Annotated in this window: 11 protein-coding genes; 3 read left to right on the forward strand and 8 right to left on the reverse strand. The window is 72.0% G+C overall.

Annotated elements, in window-relative coordinates; translation table 11 throughout:
• Positions 1-4 precede the first annotated feature (4 nt).
• The 7 genes from GTY67_RS01105 to GTY67_RS01135 all read right to left on the reverse strand — a co-directional run bounded on the left by GTY67_RS01105 (position 5) and on the right by GTY67_RS01135 (position 18,531).
• Positions 5-10,912 (reverse strand): non-ribosomal peptide synthetase, encoded by a 10,908-nt coding sequence (locus GTY67_RS01105; RefSeq protein ID WP_161277456.1) that lies wholly within the window; start codon positions 10,910-10,912, stop codon positions 5-7.
• Positions 10,913-10,968: 56 nt separating this feature from the next.
• Complete coding sequence (locus GTY67_RS01110; RefSeq protein ID WP_161277457.1) at positions 10,969-12,756, reverse strand: ABC transporter ATP-binding protein; 1,788 nt, start codon at positions 12,754-12,756, stop codon at positions 10,969-10,971.
• A 46-nt stretch (positions 12,757-12,802) separates the two neighbouring features.
• The gene (locus GTY67_RS01115; RefSeq protein WP_093694306.1) at positions 12,803-13,852 is read right to left on the reverse strand and encodes an iron-siderophore ABC transporter substrate-binding protein; all 1,050 of its coding nucleotides are present in this window, start codon (positions 13,850-13,852) and stop codon (positions 12,803-12,805) included.
• A gap of 150 nt (positions 13,853-14,002) precedes the next feature.
• Entirely contained in the window at positions 14,003-14,866 is an 864-nt protein-coding gene (locus GTY67_RS01120) for an ABC transporter ATP-binding protein (protein WP_161279916.1), read from the reverse strand.
• Positions 14,867-14,930: 64 nt separating this feature from the next.
• Complete coding sequence (locus GTY67_RS01125; RefSeq protein ID WP_161279918.1) at positions 14,931-16,019, reverse strand: iron chelate uptake ABC transporter family permease subunit; 1,089 nt, start codon at positions 16,017-16,019, stop codon at positions 14,931-14,933.
• A gap of 11 nt (positions 16,020-16,030) precedes the next feature.
• Positions 16,031-17,089, reverse strand: coding sequence for an iron ABC transporter permease (locus tag GTY67_RS01130; RefSeq protein WP_202461281.1), 1,059 nt, complete (start codon positions 17,087-17,089; stop codon positions 16,031-16,033).
• A gap of 86 nt (positions 17,090-17,175) precedes the next feature.
• Positions 17,176-18,531 (reverse strand): lysine N(6)-hydroxylase/L-ornithine N(5)-oxygenase family protein, encoded by a 1,356-nt coding sequence (locus GTY67_RS01135; RefSeq protein WP_161277458.1) that lies wholly within the window; start codon positions 18,529-18,531, stop codon positions 17,176-17,178.
• A 272-nt stretch (positions 18,532-18,803) separates the two neighbouring features.
• On the opposite strand from GTY67_RS01135, the gene GTY67_RS01140 reads away from it, so the two are divergent.
• From GTY67_RS01140 to GTY67_RS01150, 3 genes are all read left to right on the forward strand, one after another.
• Positions 18,804-19,223: a TOBE domain-containing protein gene (locus GTY67_RS01140; protein ID WP_093694302.1), complete on the forward strand. Its 420-nt coding sequence runs from the start codon at positions 18,804-18,806 to the stop codon at positions 19,221-19,223.
• 165 nt (positions 19,224-19,388) lie between these two features.
• The gene (locus GTY67_RS01145; RefSeq protein ID WP_161277459.1) at positions 19,389-19,871 is read left to right on the forward strand and encodes a molybdopterin-dependent oxidoreductase; all 483 of its coding nucleotides are present in this window, start codon (positions 19,389-19,391) and stop codon (positions 19,869-19,871) included.
• Positions 19,872-20,412: 541 nt separating this feature from the next.
• Entirely contained in the window at positions 20,413-21,720 is a 1,308-nt protein-coding gene (locus GTY67_RS01150; RefSeq protein ID WP_161277460.1) for a hypothetical protein, read from the forward strand.
• On the opposite strand, the gene GTY67_RS01155 is transcribed toward GTY67_RS01150, so the two are convergent.
• Positions 21,691-23,814, reverse strand: coding sequence for an ATP-binding protein (locus tag GTY67_RS01155; RefSeq protein WP_161277461.1), 2,124 nt, complete (start codon positions 23,812-23,814; stop codon positions 21,691-21,693). The two genes, GTY67_RS01150 and GTY67_RS01155, sit on opposite strands and share 30 nt — an antisense overlap.
• Positions 23,815-23,935: the final 121 nt, after the last annotated feature.

Consider the following 23,935-nt stretch of genomic DNA (forward strand, 5'->3'; position numbering starts at 1 on the left):
GGTGTCAGTTCTCATCGAGGTGGCGGGCGATCGCTTCCGGGGTGCGCAGGGTGAACAGATCACGGATGGTGACCACTGGACCGTACTCGCGGCGGAGCAGCCCGATCAGCCGGACCGCCAGCATGGAGTGTCCTCCGAGGGACACGAAGTCGCTCACCGCGCTCACCTCGTCGTCGTCCAGGTCCAGTGCCTCGGCGAAGAACTCGCAGACCACGGTCTCGGTCTCCGTCGCCGGTCCGCGCTCCCCCGCCGTGGTCAGCGCACCGAGCGGCCGGGCCTCGGGCAGCGCCTTGGTGTCAGCCTTCCCGTTCACGGTCAGCGGGATGCTGTCGACCTGGGCGAAGTGCGTCGGGCGGAGGAAGTCCGGCAGCCCGGCGCTGACTTCACCGGCGACCTGGGCCAACTCCGCGCCTTCGAGCACGAGATAGGCGGCCAGCCGGTAGGCGCCGTCGACCTGCGGGTCGGGCTGGGCGACCGCGGCGACGAACCGCACCGCCGGATGGGCGGCGAAGACGGCCTCCACCTCGCCCAGTTCGACCCGGTGGCCGCGGATCTTGACCTGCTGGTCGGTGCGGCCCAGGTAGACGATGTTCCCGTCCGGCCGGCGGACCACCAGGTCCCCGGTGCGGTACATACGCTCGCCGGGGGCGCCGAACGGGCAGGCGACGAACCGGTGCGCGGTCTGGGCGCTCTGCCCCAGATAGCCGCGGGCGATGCCGACGCCCGCCACGTACAGCTCGCCCGGGGCCCCGTCGGGCAGCGGTCGCAGCCAGGGGTCGAGGACGTACACCTCGGTGTTGTCGATGGCCACGCCCACCACCGGGTCCTGGCATTCGAAGGTGCCGACGCCGAGGGTGTTGATGGTGTACTCGGTGGGCCCGTACAGGTTGTAGCCGACCGTGCCCTCGGTCTCGGCGAGCCGCTGCCAGAGCGTCGGGGTGACGGCCTCGCCGCCCAACAGGACCAGCGGCGGCCGCTGTCGCGGGTTGTCCAGCAGCCCTTCGGCGATCAGCTGCTGGGCGTAGGTCGGGGTCACGTTGATGACGTCGATCGCGTGCTCGCCGCAGTATTCGACGAGCCGGGGCGCGTCGCGGCGCAACTCCTCGTCGCAGATGTGGACTTCATGGCCGTCGGCGAGCCAGAGCAGCTCTTCCCAGGACATGTCGAAGGCGAACGATACGGTGTGCGCGATGCGGAAGGTGCGGTGGCCGTGCTCGGCGAGGACAGGCTCGAAGATCCGGCGCTGATGGTTGATCAGCATGTTGGTGAGCCCGGCGTACTCGGTGACCACACCCTTGGGCTTGCCGGTCGATCCGGAGGTGTAGATCGTGTACGCGGGGTGCCGCAGCCGGTCCGGGTCGCCGGGGGCGAAGGTGACGTACGGCTCGGCCTCCGGCAGCGGGCGGTCCAGTTCGATCAGCTCACCGCTCAGCCGGGGCGACACGCTGCTCACCGTGAGGATCACCTCGGGCCGCGCGTCCTCGACGATGGTCGCGATCCGCTCGTCCGGGTGGTCCAGCTCCAGCGGTACGTAGGCGGCACCGACCCGCAGTACGGCGAAGAGCGCGGCGATCCAGTCGAGGGAGCGCGGGATCGCGAGGCCCACGGCCGTCTCCGGACCGATCCCCCGCCCGGCGAGCACACCCGCCACGGCCCGGCTGCGGTCCCGGAGTTGGGCGAAGGTCATCGTCGCACCGTCGGCCACGAGCGCGATCCGCTCCGGGTGCCGGTCGGCCGCCAGGTCGAAGCGGTCGACGACGGTGTCCGTACCGATGTCGGTACGTTCGGCGGGCTCGGGGTCCGGTCCCAGCCCCCGCAGCCTCCCCATCGGCCCGGTCGACCGCGCCACGTCTTCGAGCACCCGCAGGTAGTCGTCGAGGAGGCGGCGGGCGGCCTCGGGGTCGCCGTGGCGGTGCTCCAGCTTGACGGTGAGCCGGTCGCCGGGGGTGACGACCCAGGTGTACGGGTAGTGCGTCGAGTCGTCCGCCCGGACGGAGGTGATGCCGTGGCGGGCGTTCATCGCGGCGAAGGCGTCCAGGTCCAGGAAGTTCTGGAGCACGAAGAGGTTGTCGAACAGGGTGTCGTGCCCGCTGGCCCGCTGGATCTCGCCGAGTCCCAGGTGCTCGTGGTCCATCGCAGCCACCCGGGCCGCCTGCACGGCCGACAGATACGCGCCGACCGTCTCCTCCGGCCGTGCCCGCGTCCACATGGGCACGGTGTTCAGCAGTACGCCGACGATGTCGCCGTGCCCCTCGCCCTCCCGGCCCGAGACGGTCACGCCGAAGACGGCGTCGCTGCGGCCGGTGCGGGCCCCGAGCAGGAGGCCGAACGCGCCGGTCAGCACCGAGTTCAGGGTGACACCGTGGACCCGGGCGGCTTCCCGCAGCAGCTCCGTCAGCTCGGCGGAGAGCGTGTGCACCAGCGGCTGCGGCAGCTCCTCGCTCAGGTCCGGGGCCGGTCCGGCGAGCAGCGTCGGCCCGGACAGGCCGGCCAGGTGGTCCGCCCAGAAGCGTTCCGCCACGGCGGGGTCCTTGGCGGCCAGCTCGCGGGCGTACTCCTCGAAGCCCGGCACGGCCGGGGCGGCGTCCCACGGCTCGCCCGCGACGACGGCCTCGTACGCGTCGAAGAGGTCGCGCAGCAGGATCTCGCGGGACCAGCCGTCCCAGAGCAGCAGGTGGTAGCTGAGCAGCAGCCCGTCCCGGCCGTCGGGCAGCCGCACCACGGTCAGCCGGATCAGCGGCGGCTCGCCCGGGTCGAAGCCGCTCTCGCGGTCCCGGGTGCGCAGGGCCTCCACCTCGGCGTCCGTGGCCAGCTCCACCGTGCGGACGGCGACCCGGCGGCCCGCCTTGAGGAGCTGGACCGGGTTGCCGTCGTCGTCGGTGGTGAAGCCCGCGCCGACGACCGGGTGGCGGGTGATGACGTACGCCATCGCCTCGGCCAGTGCGTCGGTGTCCAGGCGCCGGTCGAAGGTGAACCAGCTCTGCGCGACGTAGTGCCCGGCCGCGCCCGCCATCTGGGCCTGGAAGAAGAGGCCGCGCTGGAGGGGGGTGACCGGTGCGGTGCGCTCGGCGGTGGCGGAGGCGTTCCCGATCTGCGTCAGGGCGGTGAGCCAGTGGTCGGTGAGCGTGTCGGGTATGCCCGCGGCGAGGGTGAAGGCGGCGTGCAGGCTGCCGGTGGCCTCGTCGGTCCAGGCGTTGACCTCGACGGCGTACGGGCTGTCGCCCTCGCCGCCACCGGTGATCCTCAGGGCCTCCGACTCGCCGCCCCTGCCCAGGTAGTTGAAGAGCACCTGGGGGCGGGCGGTCAGGAGGGGGGCCGTCTGCGGGTTGAGGTACCGGAGCCGGCCGTAGGCGACGTGCCCCTCCTCGTCGGGCTGGCGGTCGGCGATCTCGCGGGCCGCGGCGACGGGGTCGGTGTGCGGGGTGAGCCGCACGGGGGCGATGGAGGTGAACCAGCCGACGGTACGGGTGTAGTCGTGGTGCTCCTCGGCCGGGACGCGGCCGTGGCGCTCCAGGTCGATCGCGAGGTCGGTGGGGGTGGGCTGGATATGGGTCAGCGCGGTGCGCAGGGCGCCGCAGAGCAGCTCGGTGAGGCCGGTGCCGAGGGCGGCGGGGGCGGTACGGGTGACGAGGTCGCTGACGTCGGGCGGGAGTACGGCGGTGGTCTCGCGCAGCTCTGTGGGCGTGTCCGTCGGCGTGGGCACCAGGGGCGGGGCCTGGAGGGCGGTGATCCAGTGGCCGAGGCCGTCCGCCGACTCCGCCGACCGTACGGCGAGGGCCTCGGCGTACTCCGCGTACGACGTGGTCGGCGGGGGCAGGGCGGCGCCGGTCAGTGCGGTGGCCAGGTCGTCCAGGAGGATCAGCCAGGACACCGCGTCGACGGCGAGGTGGTGGACGGTGACGACCAGGGTGCGGGTCGCCGCCAGCCAGGAGAAGGCGATGACGTCCCCGGCCTCCGGGTCCAGCCGTCCGGCGGCCTCGTTCGCGGCGGCCGTCGCGTCGGTGGTGTCCGGGGTGGCGACGGTGGTCTCGCGGGCGGGTTCGGTGCGCAGGGTCCAGACGCCGTGCTCGGTCCCTAGCCGCAGCCGGAGCGCCGGGTGTGCGGCCACCACGGCGTTCGCGGCGCGCCGGATGTCGGCGAGGCCCGTGCCGTCGGCGACCTCCAGGGCCCTGGCCTGGGCGAACCGGGCGAGCGAGCCGCCCAGTTCCCGTCGGCGCAGGATGATCGGGGTGAGCGGCAGCGGGCCGTCCGCACGGCGGGTGAGGGGTGCCGGTGCGGTCTGCGGGGCGCGGGTGGCCAGGTGGTCGGCGAGGGCGCGCGGGGTCTTGCGGAGGAACACGTCCCGGGGCGCGATCGGCAGGCCGAGCGCGCGGGCCCGGTTGACCACGGTGATGGCGATGATGCTGTCGCCCCCGGCGCCGAAGAAGTCGGTGTCGGCGTCCACGGTGGCGCCGGTCAGCGTCCCGGCGAAGATGTCGGTCAGTGCGGTGAGGGCGTCGGAGCCGCTGGTGGCCTGCTCGTGGTGCGGGCCGTCCTCTTGCGCGGCCCGCTCGGTGAGCGCCTGGCGGTCCAGCTTGCCGTTGACCGTCAGCGGCAGCGCGTCGACCGGCAGCACGCGGCCCGGCACCATGTGGACGGGCAGCTTGGCGGAGAGCAGGGCGGTGAGATCGGCGGGCGCCTGGCCCACGATGTGCGCGACGAGGTGGTCGCCGCTCTCCGCCACGGTGACGGCCACATCGACGACACCGTCCAACTCCCTGACGGCTCCCTCGACTTCGCCGAGTTCGACCCGGAACCCCTTCAGCTGCACCTGGTCGTCGGCGCGGCCCGCGAACTCCAGCTCCCCGTCGAGGGTCCGGCGGGCGAGGTCGCCCGTGTGGTACATCCGGGAGCCGTCGCCCGCGAACGGGTCGGCCACGAAGCGGCTCGCGGTGAGCGCCGGTCGGCCCAGATAGCCGAGGGAGACCTGGTCGCCCGCGACGTAGATGGCGCCCACCCGGCCCGGCGGGACCGGCCGCAGCCGGTCGTCCAGCAGATAGGTGGCCAGACCGGGGATGGGGCCGCCGATCGGGCTGATGTCGCCGCCCCGGGCGAAGTCCTCGTCGGTCAGCACCCGGTGGGTGACGTGGACGGTGGTCTCGGTGATGCCGTACATGTTGACCAGCTCGGGCGTGGCGGTGCCGTGCCGCTCCACCCAGCCGCGCAGCCGCCCGAGGTCCAGCGCCTCGCCGCCGAAGATGATGCGGCGCAGCGCGGTGACCGGTTCGTCGGCGTGCAGGTCGGCCTCGATGAACTGGTGGAAGGCCGAGGGGGTCTGGTTGAGCACGGTCACCCCGCGCTCGCGGACCAGCCGGTGGAAGTCGACGGGCGAGCGGGTCAACGCGTAGTCGGGGACCAGCAGTTCGCCGCCGTGCGCGAGGGCGCCCCACAGCTCCCAGACGGCGAAGTCGAAGGAGAAGGAGTGGAACTGGACCCAGACGTCGTCCGGCCCGAAGTCCATGTCCGGCCGGGTGTTGGCGAGGAGCGTGGCCACGGCGGAGTGCGGGACGACGACGCCCTTGGGCCGGCCGGTGGAGCCGGAGGTGTAGATGACGTACGCCGCGTCCTGCGGGCTCACCTCGGGCGCGGCGGTGTCGGCCGGCGGGAGGTCGTCACCCTGGACGAGTACACGGGCCTCCACCCCGGCGCTCTCCAGCAGCCGGGTGAAGCGGTCGCGCTGGTCCCGGTCCACGAGGACGACCTGCGGGGCGGAGTCGGCGAGGATGTACTCCAGCCGCTCGTCCGGGTACGCCAGGTCCAGCGGCACGTACGCGCCTCCGGCGGTGACGACGGCGACCAGGGCGACGACCTGCTCCAGGGAGCGCGGCACGGCGACGGCGACCCGCTGCCCGGGGCGGACTCCGGCCGCGCGCAGGGCGGAGGCCAACGTGTCCTTGGCGGTGGCCAGTTCGCCGTACGCCAGGGACCGTGTACCGCCGTCCAGGGCACACTGGGTCACGGCGGTGGCCGCCGGGTCGCGCTGTGCGGCGGTGTCGAACAGCGCGCCCAGGGTCGTCGGTGCGACCCGCTCGGGGGCCCTGTCCGTCGCGGGGGCCAGTTCGTCGACCCGGGCGTCCGGGCGGCTCAGCAGCTCGGTGAGGGTCCGGGTGAACGTGTGCAGGATCGCCTCGGCGCTCTCCCTCCGCAGCAGCTCCCCGTCGTAGATCAGGTTGAAGCGCGGGCGGCCGTCGTGTGCCCGCTCCACGACCAGCGTCAACGGGTAATGCGGAGCCCCCTCGTTGACGATGCCGGTGACGGCGAGGGTGTCGTCCGGGCGGCGCAGGGCGTCCACGTCGGTCGCGACGTCGAAGACCACCAGGGTGTCGAAGAGGGAGCCCGCGCCGCTCTGCCGGCCGATCCTCGCCAGCGACACATGCTGGTGCGCCAGGACCGCGCTCTGGTGCTCCTTCACCGCTGTGAGCAGGTCGTACGCGGTGTCGGTGGCGGCCCAACGGGCCCGTACGGGAATGGTGTTGATGAAGAGGCCCACCATGTCCCGGATGCCGGGGACCTCGGCGTCGCGCCCGGAGACGGTGGAGCCGAAGACGACGTCCCGGCCGTGCAGGATGCCTCCCAGCGTCACCGCCCACGCGCTGTGGACGGCCACGCTCAGGGGCACGCCCGCCGACCGTGCGGCGATGTCGATGTCCTCGGCGGGCTCGGCCGCGATGTCGGCGAAGTGCTCGGAGGGGGTGTGGTCTTCGGCGACCAGGGAGGGTCCGGGCAGGTCGGCGAGTTCCTCGCGCCATACGCGGTCGCTCTCGTCCTGGTCCTGTCGGGTGAGCCAGCCGACGTAGTCGCGGTAGCCGCCGATCGGGTACACGGAGCCCGGTGCGTGGTACTCGGCCAGCAGGGCGCGGAGCATCGGCGGCACCGACCAGCCGTCGGCGATGATGTGGTGCACGGTCTGCACCAGGACGGTGCGGCCGACTCCGGCGCGGATGAGGGTGTAGCGCATCAGGGGCCCGGTGGCGAGGTCGAACCCGGCGCGGCGGTCCCGCTCGGCGAGGTCGCGGATCTCGTCGTCGGTGATGGAGGGGCGGTCCAGGGTGGTGAAGGGCGCCCGGACGCCGCTCTCCAGGACCGAGACGACCCGGCCGTCGGCGAGGGCGGTGAAGCGGGCGGCCAGGTTGGGGTGGAGCGCGAGCAGCCGGGTGGCCGCCGCCGCGAGCCGGTCGGCGTCCACCTCGCCGTCCAGGGTGAGGAGTTGCTGCTCCACGTAGCTGCCCGTGGCGTCGTCGTCGAAGACCGAGTGGAAGTAGAGGCCCTCCTGCAACGGGGTCAGCGGCAGGATGTCGCGGAGCGCCGGGCTTTCGAGGTCGTCGACGTCGGCCTGGGTCAGTGGCACCAGCGGGAAGTCGCTGGGGGTGTGGCCGCCCTCCTCCAGCGTGGCCAGGGCGGACAGGGCCTCGCCGAAGTACGCGGCGAGCGTGGCGGTGTCCTCGTCGGTGAAGACGCCCTCGGGCCACGAGAGGGTGGTGACGAGCTGGTACGCGCCGTCGGCGTCGGGTTCGGCGATGGCGTTGAACTCCAGGGCGCGCGGCAGGCGCATCCTGGGGTCGCGCTTCTCGCCCAACTGCCCTGTGGTGCCGGCGAGCTGCCACTCCCCGGAGGAGCCCGCGTCGAAGCGGCCCAGGTAGTTGAAGAGGACCTGGGGTGCGGGCGTGGTCGGTCCGGTGTCGGTGAGGTAGCGCAGGGCGCCGTAGGAGAGTCCGTTGCTCGGGACCCGGGCGAGGTCTTCCTTGACCGCCTTGAGGGCGGCGGCGAGGTAGGCGGGGTCGGTGAGGTCGGGGGCGGCGCCGGGGTCGACGGTCACCGGGAACAGGGTGGTGAACCAGCCGACGGTACGCGACAGTTCGGGCTCGAAGCCGACCGCGTCGGCCACGAACCGCCCCTCGCGGCCGTGTCCTTCCAACTCGATGTGGGCGAAGGTCTGTTCCTGCCCGTGGTCGCGCCGCCAGCGGGCGAGGGCGACGGCCAGCGCGGTCAGCAGGACGTCGTTGACGCCCGCGTGGAACCTGGCGGGGACCTCGCCCAGCAGTGCGGCCGTCTCCTCGGGTCCGACGGAGAGCGTCCGGGTCCGCTCCCGGGCCACGGTGTCGGCCTCGGTGAGGGGGCGCCTGCCGATCGGCGCGTCCTCCCCCGGCAGGGCGCTTGAGAAGTACGTACGGTCCGTGGCGAAGTCCGCACGCCCGAGGAGCTGGGTCCAGCGCCTGAACGACGTACCGACGGGCGGGAGTTCGATGTCCGCGCCCGAGGCGTACTGCCGCCAGGCCGTGGCCAGGTCCTCCATGAGGATCCGCCAGGACACGCCGTCGATCACCACGTGGTGGGCGACCAGGACCAGTTGGCGTTCCGCGCGGCGCCAGACGGCACGCAGCATCACACCGTTGTCCGGGTCGAGTGCCTCGGTGGCGCGTTCGACGCACTCCTCCAGCGGGGCGTCGCTCTCCTGCCATCCCACGGTGGCCGTCCCGGCGGGCGGGATGTCGAAGCTCCAGCGCTCGCCGCGTACCAGCCGGGCGCGGAGCATGTCGTGGCGGTGGAGGACGGCGGTGAGGACGGTGGTGAGAGCGTCGGCGGTCAGATCGGGCGGGGTGTTGAGGACGACCGACTGTACGAAGCCGTCGACCGCGTCGGTGGTCTCGCCGAGCCACTGCACGATGGGTGATCCCACCACCGAGCCGGTGGCGGTGTCGGCGTGGTCCACGGTGGAGACGTCGTCGCGGCTCGCCACGGCGGCCAGTGCTCCGACGGTGCTGTTGGTGAAGATCTGGCGTGCCGTCACATGGAGGCCCACCTCGCGCAGGGCGCTGAGCAGGGAGATCGCCAGGATGCTGTCGCCGCCGAGCTGGAAGAAGTCCTGGTCGACGCCTATGTCCTCCACCCGCAGCACCGATGCGACCGCCGCGCACACCAGGCGCTCGTTCTCGGTGGCGGGCGCCACGAGGCCGCCGGTGGGCCGGGCGGGTTCCGGCAGGGCGGCGCGGTCGATCTTGCCGTTGGCGGTGAGCGGGAACTCCGTCAGGACGACGAGGTGGGCCGGGACCATGTACTCGACCATGTGGGCGGTGGCCCAGGCCGTGACCTCGTCGGCCGTCAGCTCCTCGCTGCCGGAGGAGGGGATGACGTACCCCACCAGGTAGGTGCCGCCCGCGCTGTTCTTCCGGGCGACGACACAGGTGTGCCGTACGCGGGGGTGCTCGGCGAGGGAGGCCTCGACGTCCTCGATCTCCAGCCGCATCCCGCGGATCTTGATCTGGTTGTCCGCCCGCCCGAGGAAGTCCAGCGAGCCGTCCGGGGCGAACCGGGCCAGGTCGCCGGTCCGGTAGAGCCGGGAGCCGTCGGAGGCGAAGGGGTTGGCGACGAACCGGGAGGCGGTGAGGCCGGGCGCACCGACGTAGCCGCGTCCCAGGAGGAGTCCGCCGACGTACAGTTCGCCGCCGACGCCGACCGGGACCGGGCGCAGTTCGTCGTCCAGGACGTAGAGCTGGGTGTTGGGGTTGGCCTTGCCGATCGAGGTCGACAGGCGTTCCGCCTCGCCCCGGTAGATGACGTGCGAGACGCCGATGGTCGTCTCGGCGGGGCCGTAGCCGTGGTACATGGGGATGTCGAGGCGGGTGCGGAACCGCTCGTACAGCTCCGGGGTCAGCACCTCACCGCCGCACCAGACGTGGCGCAGGCTGTCGAGGCGGCCGGATCCGGCCTCGATCTCCAGGAGGACGTCCAGCATGGACGAGACCAGGTAGGTGAAGGTGACGCGCTGCTCGGCGATGACGCTCAGCAGGTGGTGCGGGTCGCGTTCGCCGCCGGGCCGCAGGATCACCAGCCGGCCGCCGGAGACCAGCGGCAGGAAGATCTCGTTGATGGAGATGTCGAAGGAGAGCGGCGCCTTGAACAGCGAGGCGTCGTCGTGGCCGAACCGCAGGATCTCCTCCCGCTGCCACAGCAGGCGCTCGCTGATCGCCTCGTGGCGGATCATGGCGCCCTTGGGGCGGCCGGTGGAGCCGGAGGTGAAGATGACGTACGCCAGTGAGGTGGGGTGGACGGCCGTCTCGGGCGCCTCCACGGGGTGGGAGCCGAACGCCCAGTCGCCGAGGTCGACGGCGACGGCGTCCGGCTCGGGTGCGTCGGACACGCCCGAGCCGTTGAGCTGGAGCACGACCCCGGCGTCCTCGATGACGACGGCCCTGCGGGCGGCGGGCCACTGCGGGTCGAGGGGGACGAAGGCGGCGCCGGCCTGGAGCACGGCGAGGAGGCCGATGACCATCTCGGCGGAGCGGCCGAGCGAGATCCCGACGACCTGTTCGGAGCCGAGGCCGCGCCCGATCAGGTGGTGGGCCAGCTGCGCCGACCTCTCGGCGGCCTCACGGTAGGTCAGGGTGCGGTGCTCGTCGACGATGGCGACGGCGTCCGGCCTGGCGCGGGCCTGTTCGCGGAACAGCTCCACGACGGTCGGGCGGACGCGGTCGGCGCGGTTGTCGTTCCAGCCGGCCAGGGTCTCGATCCGTGCCGCGATGCTGGAGGGGCCGATGGTGCCGACGGGCCGGTCCGGGAAGTCGGCCAGATCGTCCAGGGCGAGCTGCGCGTCGGCCACCTGGACGCCGTCGGGGACCGTGATGCTCACTCCGTCCGTACCGACCTCCCAACCCCGGCTTCCGCCACCGCCGTTGTCGACCCAGCCGAGGACGTCGGCGAACGAGGTCCCGGGGGTGAGGTCGATGCCTTCGGGGCCGTTGCCCGTCGCCCAGTACGCCAGCCCGATGGCGCACGCCTCGGCGACGGTCCGGTCGCTGTAGTCGCCGATGCGCCTGCGCACATCGGCGAAGTGGGTGGGAGAGAGCAGAACGTGAGGAGCAGACGGTTCCGTCATCGAAGACTCAGACCCTTCCAAGGTTTGCAAGTTAGCCTAACCTTACTGAGGTTGACCTAACTACCCTCGCGCCAAGCGCGCCACAGACGCGCGTACATGCCGCCCAGAGCCACCAGCTCCTCGTGCGTCCCCTCCTCCACCACGCGCCCCGCGTCCAGGACGGCGATCCGGTCCGCCGCCATCGCCTGGGTCAGCCGGTGGGCCACGAAGAGCGTGGTGCGGCCCGCACACGCGGCCAGCACGGCACGCTCCAGCTCGGCGGCGCCCTCGCTGCCCGCCTCGGCGGTGGACTCGTCGAGGACCACCACCGGCGATCGGCTCAACACCAGCCGGGCCAGCGCCACTTGGGCGATCTTCGTCACATCGAGGCGTTCACCGCCCTCGCCGACCATGGCGTGCAGTCCGCCGGGGAGCGACTCGACCCATCCGTCGGCGCCGACGGTACGCAGCGCCTCCATCAGCTCCTCGTCGCTCGCCTCGGGTGCGGCGAGGCGCAGATCGTCGGCGAGCGGCCCCGAGAAGACGTGCGTCTCCTGGGTGAGGATGCTCACCAGGGACCGCGCCTCGGCCTCGTCGAGTCCGGCGAGCTCCCGCGACCCGATGCGTACGGCCCCGCACTGCGGGGTCCCTATGCCGGCGATCAGCGCGGCCAGGGTCGACTTGCCCGCACCCGTCGCGCCCACCAGCGCCAGCGAGCCGCCGGCCGGGATGGAGAGGTTCACATCGCGCAGGACCGGCTCGTCGGTGTCCGGGTAGCTGAAGGTGAGGTCCTGGACCGTCACGGCGTACGGTACGGCCTCGGCGCGGGCGACGGACTCGTCGCCCACCAGCCGCTCCTCCGACGGCTCCCCCAGCACCCCGACCAGACGGGTGAGGCTGGCGCCGGACTTCTGCGCCTCGTCGAAGGTGAACATGATGGCGCCCAGCGGGGTGAACAGCCGGTGGAACATCAGCGGGGCGGCCGAGACCTCGCCGAGGGTGGCGGCGTCGGCCTCCAGCAGGGCGTACCCCACCACGAGGATCAGGACGAGGCCGATGAACTCGGCCCGGTTCTCCCTGCCGACGAACCGGCCGAAGAACCGGAAGACCTCGACGCCGAGGTTCCGTACCCGCCACGACTCGGCGGTGACCTTCTCGCGGACGTCGCCCTCCAGGCGGTACGCCCGGACGGTGTCGATCCCGTTGAGGCCGCTGATCAGCGCCTGCGCCCGGTCGGCCTGGGCGATGCGCTGCTTGCGGTAGAGCGGTGCGGACCTGGGGAGGTACCAGCGCAGCGCCAGCGCGTAGGCGGGCAGGGCGCAGGCGCCGGCCACGCCGAGCCGCCAGTCCAGGCCGAACATGCCGAGGGTGGCGATGGCGACCAGCACCCCCGCCGAGAACACCGTGGGGATGGCCTGCCGGATGCCCTTGGACAGGACGGCCACGTCGTCGCCGACGCGGGAGAGCACATCGCCCCGGCCGACCTGCTCCACGCGGGCGCTCGGCATGCCCAGCACGGCGCGGACGGCGCTCTCCCGCAGCTGGGCGAGGAGCTCCGCCCCCAGCCGCCCGATCAGATAGGTGGAGGCCGCGGTGGCCGCCGCGCCGAACAGCGCGGCGGCCCCCATCAGCACCCCGACCGTGACGAGCACCGAGCGTGATTCGCCGCCGACCACCCCGTCGACCACCCGGCCCAGCAGGAGCACGGGGACCACTTGGAGGGCCGCTCCGGCCACGGTGGTGAGCACGGTGGAGAAGGTCAGCCACGGGGCCCGGCGGCAGTGTGCCGCCACCCAGCCGGTGGCCTCCCTCCCGGTCGCCGTACGCAGCTTCGTCGGGGCCGGGGGGGTGTCGGTGACAGTCACGCGATCGCCAGTTCTCGGTGGGGGGAGGGCGGTTCGGCCGTCATCGCTACTTGGCCGCCTTGACCAGCTCGTCGATCGCGTACGGCAGGGAGAGCAGCGTGCCCTGGGACATGGCGGCACCGATCGCCGGGCCCTCGCTGTCCAGGAGGTAGGAGACCTTGTCGTTCTTGACGGCGGGCAGGTTGGCGAAGAGCTCGAACTTCTTGAGCGCCTCGGTGTCCGCCTTGTCGTTGATGACGAAGATGCGGTCGACGTCGATCAGGTCGATGCGCTCGGGCGACAGCTCGGTGGAGAACTTGCCGTCGGCGATCTTGTCGATCTCGGTCTGGTAGCCGAAGCCGGAACCGGTGACCAGCTGGCCGCGCACGTCGGTGGAGGTGAACGGGTAGACCGCGCCCTTGTACCAGGAGAGCGCGACGGCCTTCTGGCCGGCGAAGGCGGGGTTGTCCTTCTTGGCGGCGTCCAGCTTGTCCTGGATGCCCTTCACCAGTTCGGTGCCTTCGGACTCCTTGCCGAGCGCCTTGGCGATGTGGACCGCGTTGTCCTGCCAGGCGGCGCTGAAGGGCTCCTTCTCGGCCTTGGTGCGGCCGACGGTGGGGGCGATCTTGGAGAGCTTGTCGTAGGCGGCCTTGTCGACCTCGGAGTAGACCGCGATGATCAGGTCCGGCCGCAGGGCGGCGATCTTCTCGTAGTTGGGGCCCGAGTCACCGTTGTTCATGATGACCTCGGGACGGGTGTCGCCCCACTTGTCCTTCACCCACGGCCACTGGGTGTTGATGTCGGGGGTCTGGCCCACCGGGTTCGGGTACTGGTCGACCATGCCGACCGGCTTGATGCCGAACGCCAGGATGGCCTGGTCGTCCGTGTAGCCGACGGAGACGACCCGCTTGGGGGCCTTCTCGACCTTCGTGGTTCCGAACGCGTGCTCCACCGTGACCGGGAACGCGCCGGCTTCGGCGGCCGGGGCGTCGTCGCTCTTCTTCGCCTCCGTGTCGGAACCGCATCCGGCGAGGAGGCCGACGCCGAGGGTCGCGACGGAAAGTGCCGCGGCCAGCCGCCGCCACGGCTGCACCTGCGTCGTTCGATGGAGAAGCATCCGGAATCCCTTGCTTTCGCGCTGTCCACTGCGCCCCTGATTGAGGGCGAGCAAACCTTATCCCGCCCAAGTGAGGCGAGCCTAGCCTTACTTGAAACTTTCCCTCTACCGGGACGAGTGGCCGACCGGCCAATTTCCGCCGCTCAGGGGTCACTTCACAGGCGAGTCGCTCACCGGTTCGAGCCGGACGTGCGTACGTCCGATCGGGACGATGAGCGGCCGGTCGCCCACCGGGTCCTCGATCACCTTGGCCTGTAGCCCGAAGGCCTCGTGCAGCAGCTCGGCGGTGATCACCTCACGCGGGTGCCCCTGCGCCAGGATCGAACCCGCCCGCATCACGATGAGGTTGTCGCTGTAGCGCGTGGCGAGATTGAGGTCGTGCAGCACCATGACCACGGTGCACCCCGACTCGTGCAGGTCGTCGACCAGATCGAGTACGTCGATGGCGTGCGCGAGGTCCAGATAGGTGGTCGGCTCGTCCAGCAGCAGCAGGTCGGTGCCCTGGGCCAGGGTCATCGAGATCCAGACGCGCTGGCGCTGGCCGCCGGAGAGCGAGTCGACCGGACGGTCGGCCAGGTCGGCCACCCCGGTCATGGCCAGGGCGCGCTCCACGACTCCGGCGTCGTCCGAGGACCACTGCCGCAGCCAGCTCTGGTGCGGATGGCGCCCCCGGGCGACCAGGTCGCCCACCGTCAGCCCCTCGGGCGCCACGGGCGCCTGCGGCAGCAGTCCGAGCTTCTTCGCCACGTCCCGGGTCCTGAGCTTGGCGATGTCCTCGCCGTCCAGCACGACCCTCCCGCTGGCCGGTTTGAGCAGACGGGTCAGGGTGCGCAACAGCGTCGATTTTCCGCAGCCGTTGGGGCCGATGATCGTGGTGACGACCCCCGGCGGGATCGCCACGTCGAGATCGTCGATGACCGCCCGTCCGCCGTAGCCGACCGTGACGCCCTTCGCCGCCAGCCGTGCGACGTCCTTGACCTCGGACCGGGTCTCGGTGATGAACTGCGCGACCACAAGCACCCCTTGAATTTAGGCTCGCCTAACCTTATTGCTTTCGGAGGCAGTTCGCCTCAGGCCGTCACGGACCGGACCGGCGCAGGTTCGCCCGTACCAGCAGATAGACGAGGAACGGGCCGCCGATCGCGGCGGTGACCACGCCGACCGGAAGCGTGACCGGCAGCGCCGTCCGCGCGATGAGGTCCGAGCCGATCAGCAGCAGCGCCCCCAGCAGCCCGGAGGCCACCATCGGCGGCGTCGGGCACCTCGCCAGCCGCATCGCCACCTGGGGCGCCACCAGCGCGACGAACGGAACGGGGCCCGCCGCGCTCACCGCCACGGCGGCCAGCAGCACCGCGCACAGCAGGAGGACGGCCCGCACCCTGGTGTACCGGACGCCCAGCCCGGCGGCCACGTCGTCACCGAGGTGCATCGGTTTGAACTGGAACGCGGCGGCGGCCACCACCACGAGCAGGACCAGCCCGCCCCAGAACGCCACCTCGACCTCGTCCCACGACCGGCCGTCCAGCGAGCCGACCAGCCAGGCCTGGGCCCGGGCCACGTCCCTGATGTCGGCCGACACCAGCAGCCAGGTCGTGATCGCCTGCATCACGGCGCTCACCGAGATGCCGATGAGGATGAGCCGGAAGCCGTCGATCCCGCGCCGCCAGGCCAGGAAGTAGACCAGCAGCCCGGTGCCGAGGCCGCCCAGGAGCGCCGCCGCCGACAGGCCCACCGAGCCGACGACCGCGGCGGCGGCCCCGCCCGACACCGTGACCAGGAAGACCGCGACGGCGCTGGCCCCGCTGGTGATCCCGAGGATGTCGGGGCTGGCGAGCGGATTGCGGGCGACGGACTGCGTGATCGCCCCGGACACACCGAGCGCGATGCCCACGACGAGGCCGGCCAGGGCGCGCGGCATCCGCAGGTCCATCACCACGAACTCGTCGACCTGTTCGCCCTGGCCCAGCAGCGTGGCGATCACCCGCGACAGGCCGATGGGGAAGTCCCCGACGGCGATGGAGAGGCAGAACACCAGGAAGGCGGCGGCCGCCAGCACCAGCGTGACCAGGACGAGCCAGGGCCGCCAGACGAACGACACCTTCCCGATCCGCAGACCCGCCGCCAACGGCGTCTTCGAAACCGCCGCGTCGGCGTCCGTCGGATTCATCTCTGTTCTGCTCATGCGCTCTTGAACTTTCCTCGCCACACCAGGACCGCGAAGAACGGGGCGCCGATGAGGGCGACCACGACACCCGGTTCCAGCTCACCGGGCCGCACCACCAGGCGCCCCACGATGTCGCAGACCAGCAGGATGACGGCGCCGAGCAGACCCGCGTACGGCACCAGCCAGCGGTAGTCGGGGCCCGTCAGATAGCGGGCCACATGGGCGACCATGAGCCCGAGGAAGGCGATGGGACCGCACGCCGCCGTGGCAGCCCCCGCCAGCAGGGTGATGGCGACGATGCCGATGGCCCGGCTCAGCACGATGTTCACGCCCAGCCCGCGCGCCACGTCATCGCCCAGGTTCAGCAGGTTGAGGGAGGGCAGGGCGCTCAGGGCCAGCAGGAGCCCGACGCCGATGAACCAGGTCACCGGCCAGATGACGTCGAACCCCACCCCGGCCACCGATCCGGCGTTCCAGAACCGCAGCGCGTTCAGCGACTTCTGGTCGGTCAGGGCGACCGCGGTGGTCATCGCCATGAGGAAGACCGTGATCCCCTGCCCGGCCAGGGCGAGCGTCAGCGGGTTGCCCGCTCCCCTGCCGATGCTCGCCAGGCCGAAGACGACGACACCGGCGAGGGCCGCCCCCAGGAAGGCGAACCAGACGTACTGGAACGGGTCGGTGAACCCGAACACGGCGATCACCGTCACGACGGCGAACGAGGCACCGGTGTTCACGCCCAACAGCCCTGTGTCGGCTATGGGGTTACGGGTGTACCCCTGGATCAGGGCACCGCCGACGCCCAACGCGATGCCGGCCACGATCGCGAGGACCGTACGGGGCACCCGGACGGTCTGCACGATGAGCCGTATCTCGGTGAGCCGTTGGTCGGGGTCCGGCGACGCGAACAGCCCGTGCCAGACCTCGCCGGGGCTGAGCGCCCGGGCTCCCACGGCCAACGACAGGGTCGCGGCGAGCGCGAGGAGCGCCACCAGCGTGCCCAGCCCCACAACCCGCCCGCGGCGGACCTCTGTTGCACCCCGGGTCACGGGGCGCTCAACTGCAGTCGTGCTCATGTGGACGTACGTTATCCCTACTGATCACCGGGAAGTCATGGTCCGCCGGAGGGGCGCACCCGCGTCCGGGTGCGCCCTTACGGCTGCTAGGCGACGGCGCTGCCGGTGCCGTCGGTGACCGGGCGCGCCTCGTCGGAGGTGGACTTGACGCTCCGGTCCAGCAGGGAGTCCAGGATCTCGCCGACGCGTATCGCGGTGTTGGAGAGCAGGGACGTCGTGATGCCGTGCGTGTGCTCCGTACCGCCCTGGAGATAGATTCCGCAGTCCAGGGCGGGGTCGGTGGCGATCCGGTAGTCGCGTTCGACCCGGACGCGGCCCTCGTCGTCCAGCAGGCAGCGGTCGGCGACCTCGCCGAGGAGGCCGAGCGGGTCGGCGGGGCTGTAGCCGGTGGCGAAGACCACGATGTCGGCGTCCAGAGGTGTCTCCTCGCCGGTGACGAGGGATTTCACGGTGGTACGTACGCTGTCGGGCCGCTCCTCCACGGCGGTGACCCGGGAGACGTTGAGGAAGCGCAGCCGCTCGGTGCCGAGGACCTTCTCGCGGTACATCTGCCGGTACAGGTCGTCGATCAGGTCGATGTCCACCACGGAGTAGTTGGTGTTCCCGTGATAGGCCATCAGTTTGCTCTTGACGCTGTCGGGCGCGGCGAAGAACTCGTCGACCGCCCCGGGGTCGAAGATCCGGTTGGCGAAGCTGCTGTCGTCGGCGGGGCTGTAGCCGTACCGGGAGAAGACGGCGCAGACCTCGGCCTCGGGGAAGCGGCGGTGCAGGTAGGCGACGTTCTCGGCGGCGCTCTGCCCGGCGCCCACGACGACGAACCGCGAGGGCGAGGTGCCCTCCAGGCCGTCGACCTTGCGCAGCAGATCGGAGTTGTGCCAGACGCGGTCGCCGCGCCGCACGCCCTCGGGCAGGAGCGGGCGCAGCCCGGTGCCGATGACGAGGTTGCGGGCCCGGTGGACTTCGAGGCCGCCGCCCGACCGGACGGTGACGTCCAGGTACTCCACGGTGCCGTCGTGGACGAAGGGCGTCACGGAGACGACCTCGTGTCCGTAGGAGACCATGTCGTCGACCTTGGCCGCCGCCCACTCGAAGTAGTCGTGGAACTCCACGCGCAGCGGGAAGAGGTTCTTGTGGTTGATGAAGTCGATCAGCCGGTTCTTGCTCTGCAGATAGCAGAGGAAGCTGTACTCGCTGGCCGGGTTGCGGAGTGTCACCAGGTCCTTGAGGAACGACACTTGCATCGTGGCGTCGTCGATCAGCATGCCGCGGTGCCAGCCGAAGCTCTGCTGCTGCTCGAAGAAGTGAGCGGTGACCGGCTCCTGCCCGCCGACGCGTGTGTTGTGCTCTCTGAGCGCGATCGCCATGGCCACATTGGAGGGACCGAAGCCGATCCCGATGAGGTCATGGATCAGTGGTGCGTCGCCAGGATGAACCTGTGACATGTCACTCCCATCGTGCGGGAAAGCCGCCTGTCAGGCGCCGGGGAAGGTACGCGAGTTGGGCACGCCGACAGAGCGGCCCAGCCCGACTTAGGTGAGCCTAAGCTAATGCGATCGGGGATGTCGATAGGGCAAAGCGGATATCGGAGCCCTGACGGCCTGTCAATTGACGCACCGACCTGCCCTGTTGTGGGCGCCCGTGAGTCACGTGTCACATATTGTCACCACGGCGGGTGAGGCGGTGGCGCCGGGCACCCTTCGCCTAGAGTGCGGGGGTGCCTTCGTACAGCATTGGCCAGGCCGCAGAGCTGCTGGCCGTGAGCCCGGAAACCGTTCGCCGCTGGGCGGACGGCGGTCACCTCGCGATGGACCGCGACAGCTCGGGGAACCGGCTGATCGACGGCGTCAGCCTGGCGGGCTTCGCCACGGAGCGCGCCGCGGGCCTCCACCCGGTGCCCGGCGGCGGGGCTCTGACGTCGGTGCGGAACTCCTTCGCCGGGATCGTCACCGCCGTCACGATGGACGACATCGTGGCCCAGGTGGAGATCCAGTCGGGCCCGCACCGGCTGGTGTCGCTGATCAGCCGCGAGTCCGTGGAGGAACTCGGTCTCGAAGTGGGCGTTCTGGCGACGGCACGGGTGAAGTCGACCAACGTGCACATCGACCGCCTCGGAAGCCGGCCCCGAGAGCGCTGACGTCGGCCGCCCCTTCCACCGGCGGATGGTAGGACGAAACCCGGGACGGGTTCACAGAAACCAGGCCGAAGAACCGTACGGCCTCGCATCCACGGTTCACCGGCCCGGTCGCCGGGCATACCTCTCTGGCAGCCGCCCCGCGGGCCGTCCGAATGGGGGACCACCATGAGCCGACTCGGTGCGCCACGCCGTGCCCCTGCCGCACAGCTCGCGTCGCTGGCCCTGCTCGGCGATGTCGGCCGCCCCACCACCCTGACGGTGCGTGACCTGCGCGACGGATGGAAGCAGCACCGGGCGGAGGTCGTCTTCGACTGTGCCACCAGCGGGCCGCAGCGGCACGTCTTCGAGGGCCCCTTGCTGCGCGAGGTCGCCCTCGCCTCGCAGCCGCTCTTCGACACCCTCCGGCGCAAGGACCGGTCCCGGTTCGCCCTGGCGGTGTCCGGCGGCGACGGCCACCACACCGTGCTGGCCTGGGCGGAGATCGACGCCGATTTCGGCAACGCCCCCGTCCTCCTGGCCACCCGGCTGGACGGTGAGGACCTGGACGCGGCCGGCAGCCAGCTGGTGGTGCCGGTCGACCGGTGCGGGGCGCGCTACATCAGCGCCATCAACCGGGTCTGGGTCGGCGCCTGGGCGGGGGCGCGGTAGCGGGCGGCGACGGGACCGGACCGGGGCCACCGGCCTCACCGCCGGGCTAGAGTGATCACGCGATGACACCACGCCCGTTCAGGAAGTGACGCATGGGGCCGACCGGACACCAGCCGATCCGCGTGCCGGTCGGGGAAGGCTCCGAGCGGTGGGCGAGCCGGTCATCGCACCGCAAGGTGCTGCTGGTGGTACACAACGTCACTTCGGCCGGGCGCCTGCTGGATGTGCTCCCGCTCTTCCACGACGACTTCCGGGTCCAGCTCCTGGTCACCTCGACGGGGTCCTCCCCCTTCCAAGGGGGTGTCCGCGAGCTCTTCGCCGACGCGGGCCTGCCCGTGGTGCCCTGGGAGCAGGCGCTGTCCACTCCGGTGGATCTGGCGATCTCCGCCAGCTTCGGCGGTCAAATCGACCTGCTTCAGGGCAAGTTGTCGGTTCTCTCGCATGGTGTCGGATATACTAAGAAAATGGCCGAGCCGGGAGCCGGGAGCCGGGAGCCGGGAGCCGGGAGCCGGGAGCCGGGAGCCGGGAGCCGACCTTCGGGTTGTCACCGGAGTGGCTGCTCTCCGGCGGCAGACCGTTCGTCGACGGTCTCGTGCTGTCTCATCCCGAGCAGCTGGCCCGGCTGCGCCAGGTCTGCCCCGAGGCCGTCGGGGCGTCCGTGCTCGCCGGGGACCCCTGCTTCGACCGGATGCTCGCCGCCCGTCCGTACCGGGACCGGTTCCGGCGCGCCCTGGGCGTACGCCGGGGCCAGCGGCTCGTCGTCCTGAACTCGACCTGGAATCCGGAGGGCTTCTTCGGCGACGGCGGTGACCAGGACCTCCTCCCCGGTCTCCTCCCCAGGCTCGCCGCCGAGCTGCCCGCCGACGGGTACCGCATCGCCGCCGTGCTCCACCCGAACATCTGGCACGGCCACGGGCCGGGGCAGATCCGGGCCTGGCTGGACCGCGCCCGCCGCAGCGGGCTGTCCCTGATCGACCCCGTCCATGCGTGGCGGCAGGCCCTCGTGGCCGCGGATCTGGTGGTCGGGGACTTCGGGGCGGTCTCCTACTACGCGGCGGCTCTGGGCGCCCCCGTGCTCCTGGCCGCCGCCGAGCAGGACCGACTCGACCCCGACGCACCCCTCGCCGCGTTCGTACGGGAAGCCCCGCGCCTCGACGTCCGCGCGCCCCTGCGCGAACAGGTGGAGAAGGTGCTGGCCGGTCACCGCCCGCTCGCGGGTCCCGCCGCGTTCGTCACCTCGGCCCCGGGCTCCTCGGCGGCCCTGTTGCGCCGGCATTTCTACACGCTGATGGACCTGCCCGAACCCCCGGCCCCCGCGCTGCTGGAACCGCTGCCGCTGCCCCCGTACAACCCTCCGCGTCGCACACACCCGCTGCGCGTGCTGACCCGTGTCCAGGGAGCCGACGTGGTGGTGGAGCGGTCGACGGAGCATCCGTACGGGAGCGGTGGCGACGCCCACCTCGCGGTGCACGAGGAGACGCGCGACCCCGGCGACCTGGAGTCGGCCGACGTGATCACCCGCGACGGGCCGCCGGACGACCCGCGCCTGGGCGGCCCGGACGGCTGGACGGCGGACGTCCTGCGCCGCCATCCGCACTGCTCGGTCGCCGCGTATGTGAGCGGGCCCGACACCTGCACCGTGCGCGCCGTGCGGCACGGCCTGTTCCGGCTCTCCGCCGGGCCGGGCGCGGACGCCGACCCGGCGGCGTACGCCTCGGCGTTCCACGCGTGGCTGGCGAACGGCGGAAGGGTGCCGACAGGGGGCACCACACTCCGCGTGCACACGGCCGGTGAGGTCCACCCGGTGACCGTGGAGGTCCTAGGCGACGGCCTCGCAGCGCAGCCGTAGGCCTGCCAGATACATCAGGTGCGGGGTCGCGGCCGGGTCCAGCAGGCGCTCCGCCAGGGTGATCTTCGCCAGCGCCTCGGTGTTCTCGCCCGCGTCGTGAAGGGCCTCGGCGAGGTCGGTGAGGGCGCGGGCCTGGTTGTACGCCTCCCCCTGCTCCTCGAAGTACGTGGTCGCGGCCTCCAGCAGGGCCCGTGATTCCGTCAGCTGCCCCATCCCCCGCAGTGCACGCCCCTGGTGACGCCGGACCAGAGCGAAGGCGCGCGGCAGGTCCACCGCTTCATCCTGGCCGGAAGTGATCGCCCGGTAGATGGACTCGGCCTCGACGAACCGCTCGTAGGCCGCTGAGTACGACCAGCGGCGCATGCTCAGCAAGCCCTGCAACTCGACGGACGAGGCCTCTCCCCGGGTGTGTCCTCCCGCCCGCTCGCAGGCCACCGCGGCGGCCGCCGCACGGTCCGCCTCCTCCTCGCGCCCGAGTTCGCCCAGGCAGTGGGCGAGCTGGAAGTGCAGCGCGCCGGCCATCCGGGAGTCGGGCCGGTGTTCGTCGGCGCACCGGGCGGCGAGCCGCAGGGCGGGCAGCACGTCGTCCCAGTACCCGGCCTTCAGCTGGAGCGGCCACAGGGCCCGGGCCAGCCGCAGCGCGGTGTCGATGTGCTGGTACTCCTCGGCCACGGAGACGGCCCGGACGACGTTGCGGACCTCCGCCGCCAGCACGGCCACGCCGTCGGCCTCGTCGCGGCACGCCGCCCCGCTCTCCGGGGCCGGCTCGGTGCGCCAGCTCTGCGGCAGCGCGGCGTGTGCGGCATGCAGGGCACGGTTCAGCAGGGCGTCGAGAACACGCGTGATGGCGGCGGAGCACTCGGCGATGCCGTGGACCGGGCCCGCCGTGTCCGCCAGGTAGCGGCGGATCTCGGGGCGGAAGCGGTGGCGCCCGTCGGGCAGCGGCTCCAGCAGCTGGACATCCACCGCTTCGGCGAGCATCCGGGCGGCCTGCGCGGGGTCGGTGCCTGCGGCGGCCGCGGCGAGGCGGGCGTCGATCGAGGGCCAGCCGCCCAGGGCGGTCAGCCGGCAGAGCCGTGCCGTCTCCGGCGGGAGCCGGTCGCAGGCGCTCCGCGTCGCCTCCCGTACCGGATGGTCCCCCGCCGGCGGCTCGGACGTCGGGTCGGTGACGGGGGCTTCCTCGGTCAGCAGGCGGAGGGCGGCGGCCCGCAGGGCGAAAGCGTTGCCTGCGCACCGGTTCAGCAGGGCCGGCAGCTGATGCTTGACCCGCGCGATCTGCTCCCGGCCCGCCACCTTCCTCAGCATCTTCAGCGCGTGACGGTCGCTCATCGGCGGTACGGCGACGGGGAGCGCGTCCAGGGTGAAGGGCCTGCCGGAGACCACGACCAGCAGGAAGACGTCCGGGGTTGAGGGGACGAGGCTGCGGACCTGGGCGACCGAGGAGGCGTGGTCGATCACGACGAGCACCCTCCGTCCCAAGGTGAGCCGCCGGTAGAGCTGTTCCCGGCCCGCTCCCGTCGGGGGGATCCGGTCGTGCTCCACGCCCATCTCCTGGAGGAGGCGCTGGAGGACCGCGGCCGGTTCCGGGCCGTTCTCACCGGCGGCGTCGCGGAGGTCGACGTAGAACTGCCCGTCGGGGAACCGGGGGTGGAGCACCGCGCCCACATGGAGGGCGACGGCGGTGGTCCCGATGCCCGGCGGGCCGGACAGCTGCGCGCAGCGCGGCCGCCCGGCGGCGGGACGGGTCGCCTCACGCTTCAGCCGCCTGACGGCACGCTCGCGGTTGGTGAAGTGGCGGGGAGCGGGCGGCAGGGTGCCGGGGGTGAGCGAGATCTGCTCCTGAGCCGGCGCGCTCCGCAGGAGCGAGGCCCACTCGGCCGCCCGCCGCGGATCGTCGCCGATCCGGGCGTGCACCTGGCTCGCCAGGGTCTCCAGCCCGTCGACGCCGGTCGGCAGCGGTGTCTCGCGCCCCAGCGTCCTGCTTGCCAGTGCCCCCGTGGAGAGGAGCAACTGCTTGCCCATCTCCCCGCCGGCGCCGTTCCCCACCGCGCCCAGAAACGCGGTGAGCGCGCTGAGCGCCACGACCTCCAGCACGTCGGCCCCTCCCCCTGATGGTCCCCGATCCGCCTTGGCCGGACTGTATCGCTGCGGCCGGGGCGAGGGGGTTCATTTCGGCCCACCCGCATGCGTCGGTGCGGGCGGCGAGATGGGGGCG

Origin of the sequence: Streptomyces sp. SID8374 (assembly GCF_009865135.1) — a bacterium.
Classification (GTDB): domain Bacteria; phylum Actinomycetota; class Actinomycetes; order Streptomycetales; family Streptomycetaceae; genus Streptomyces.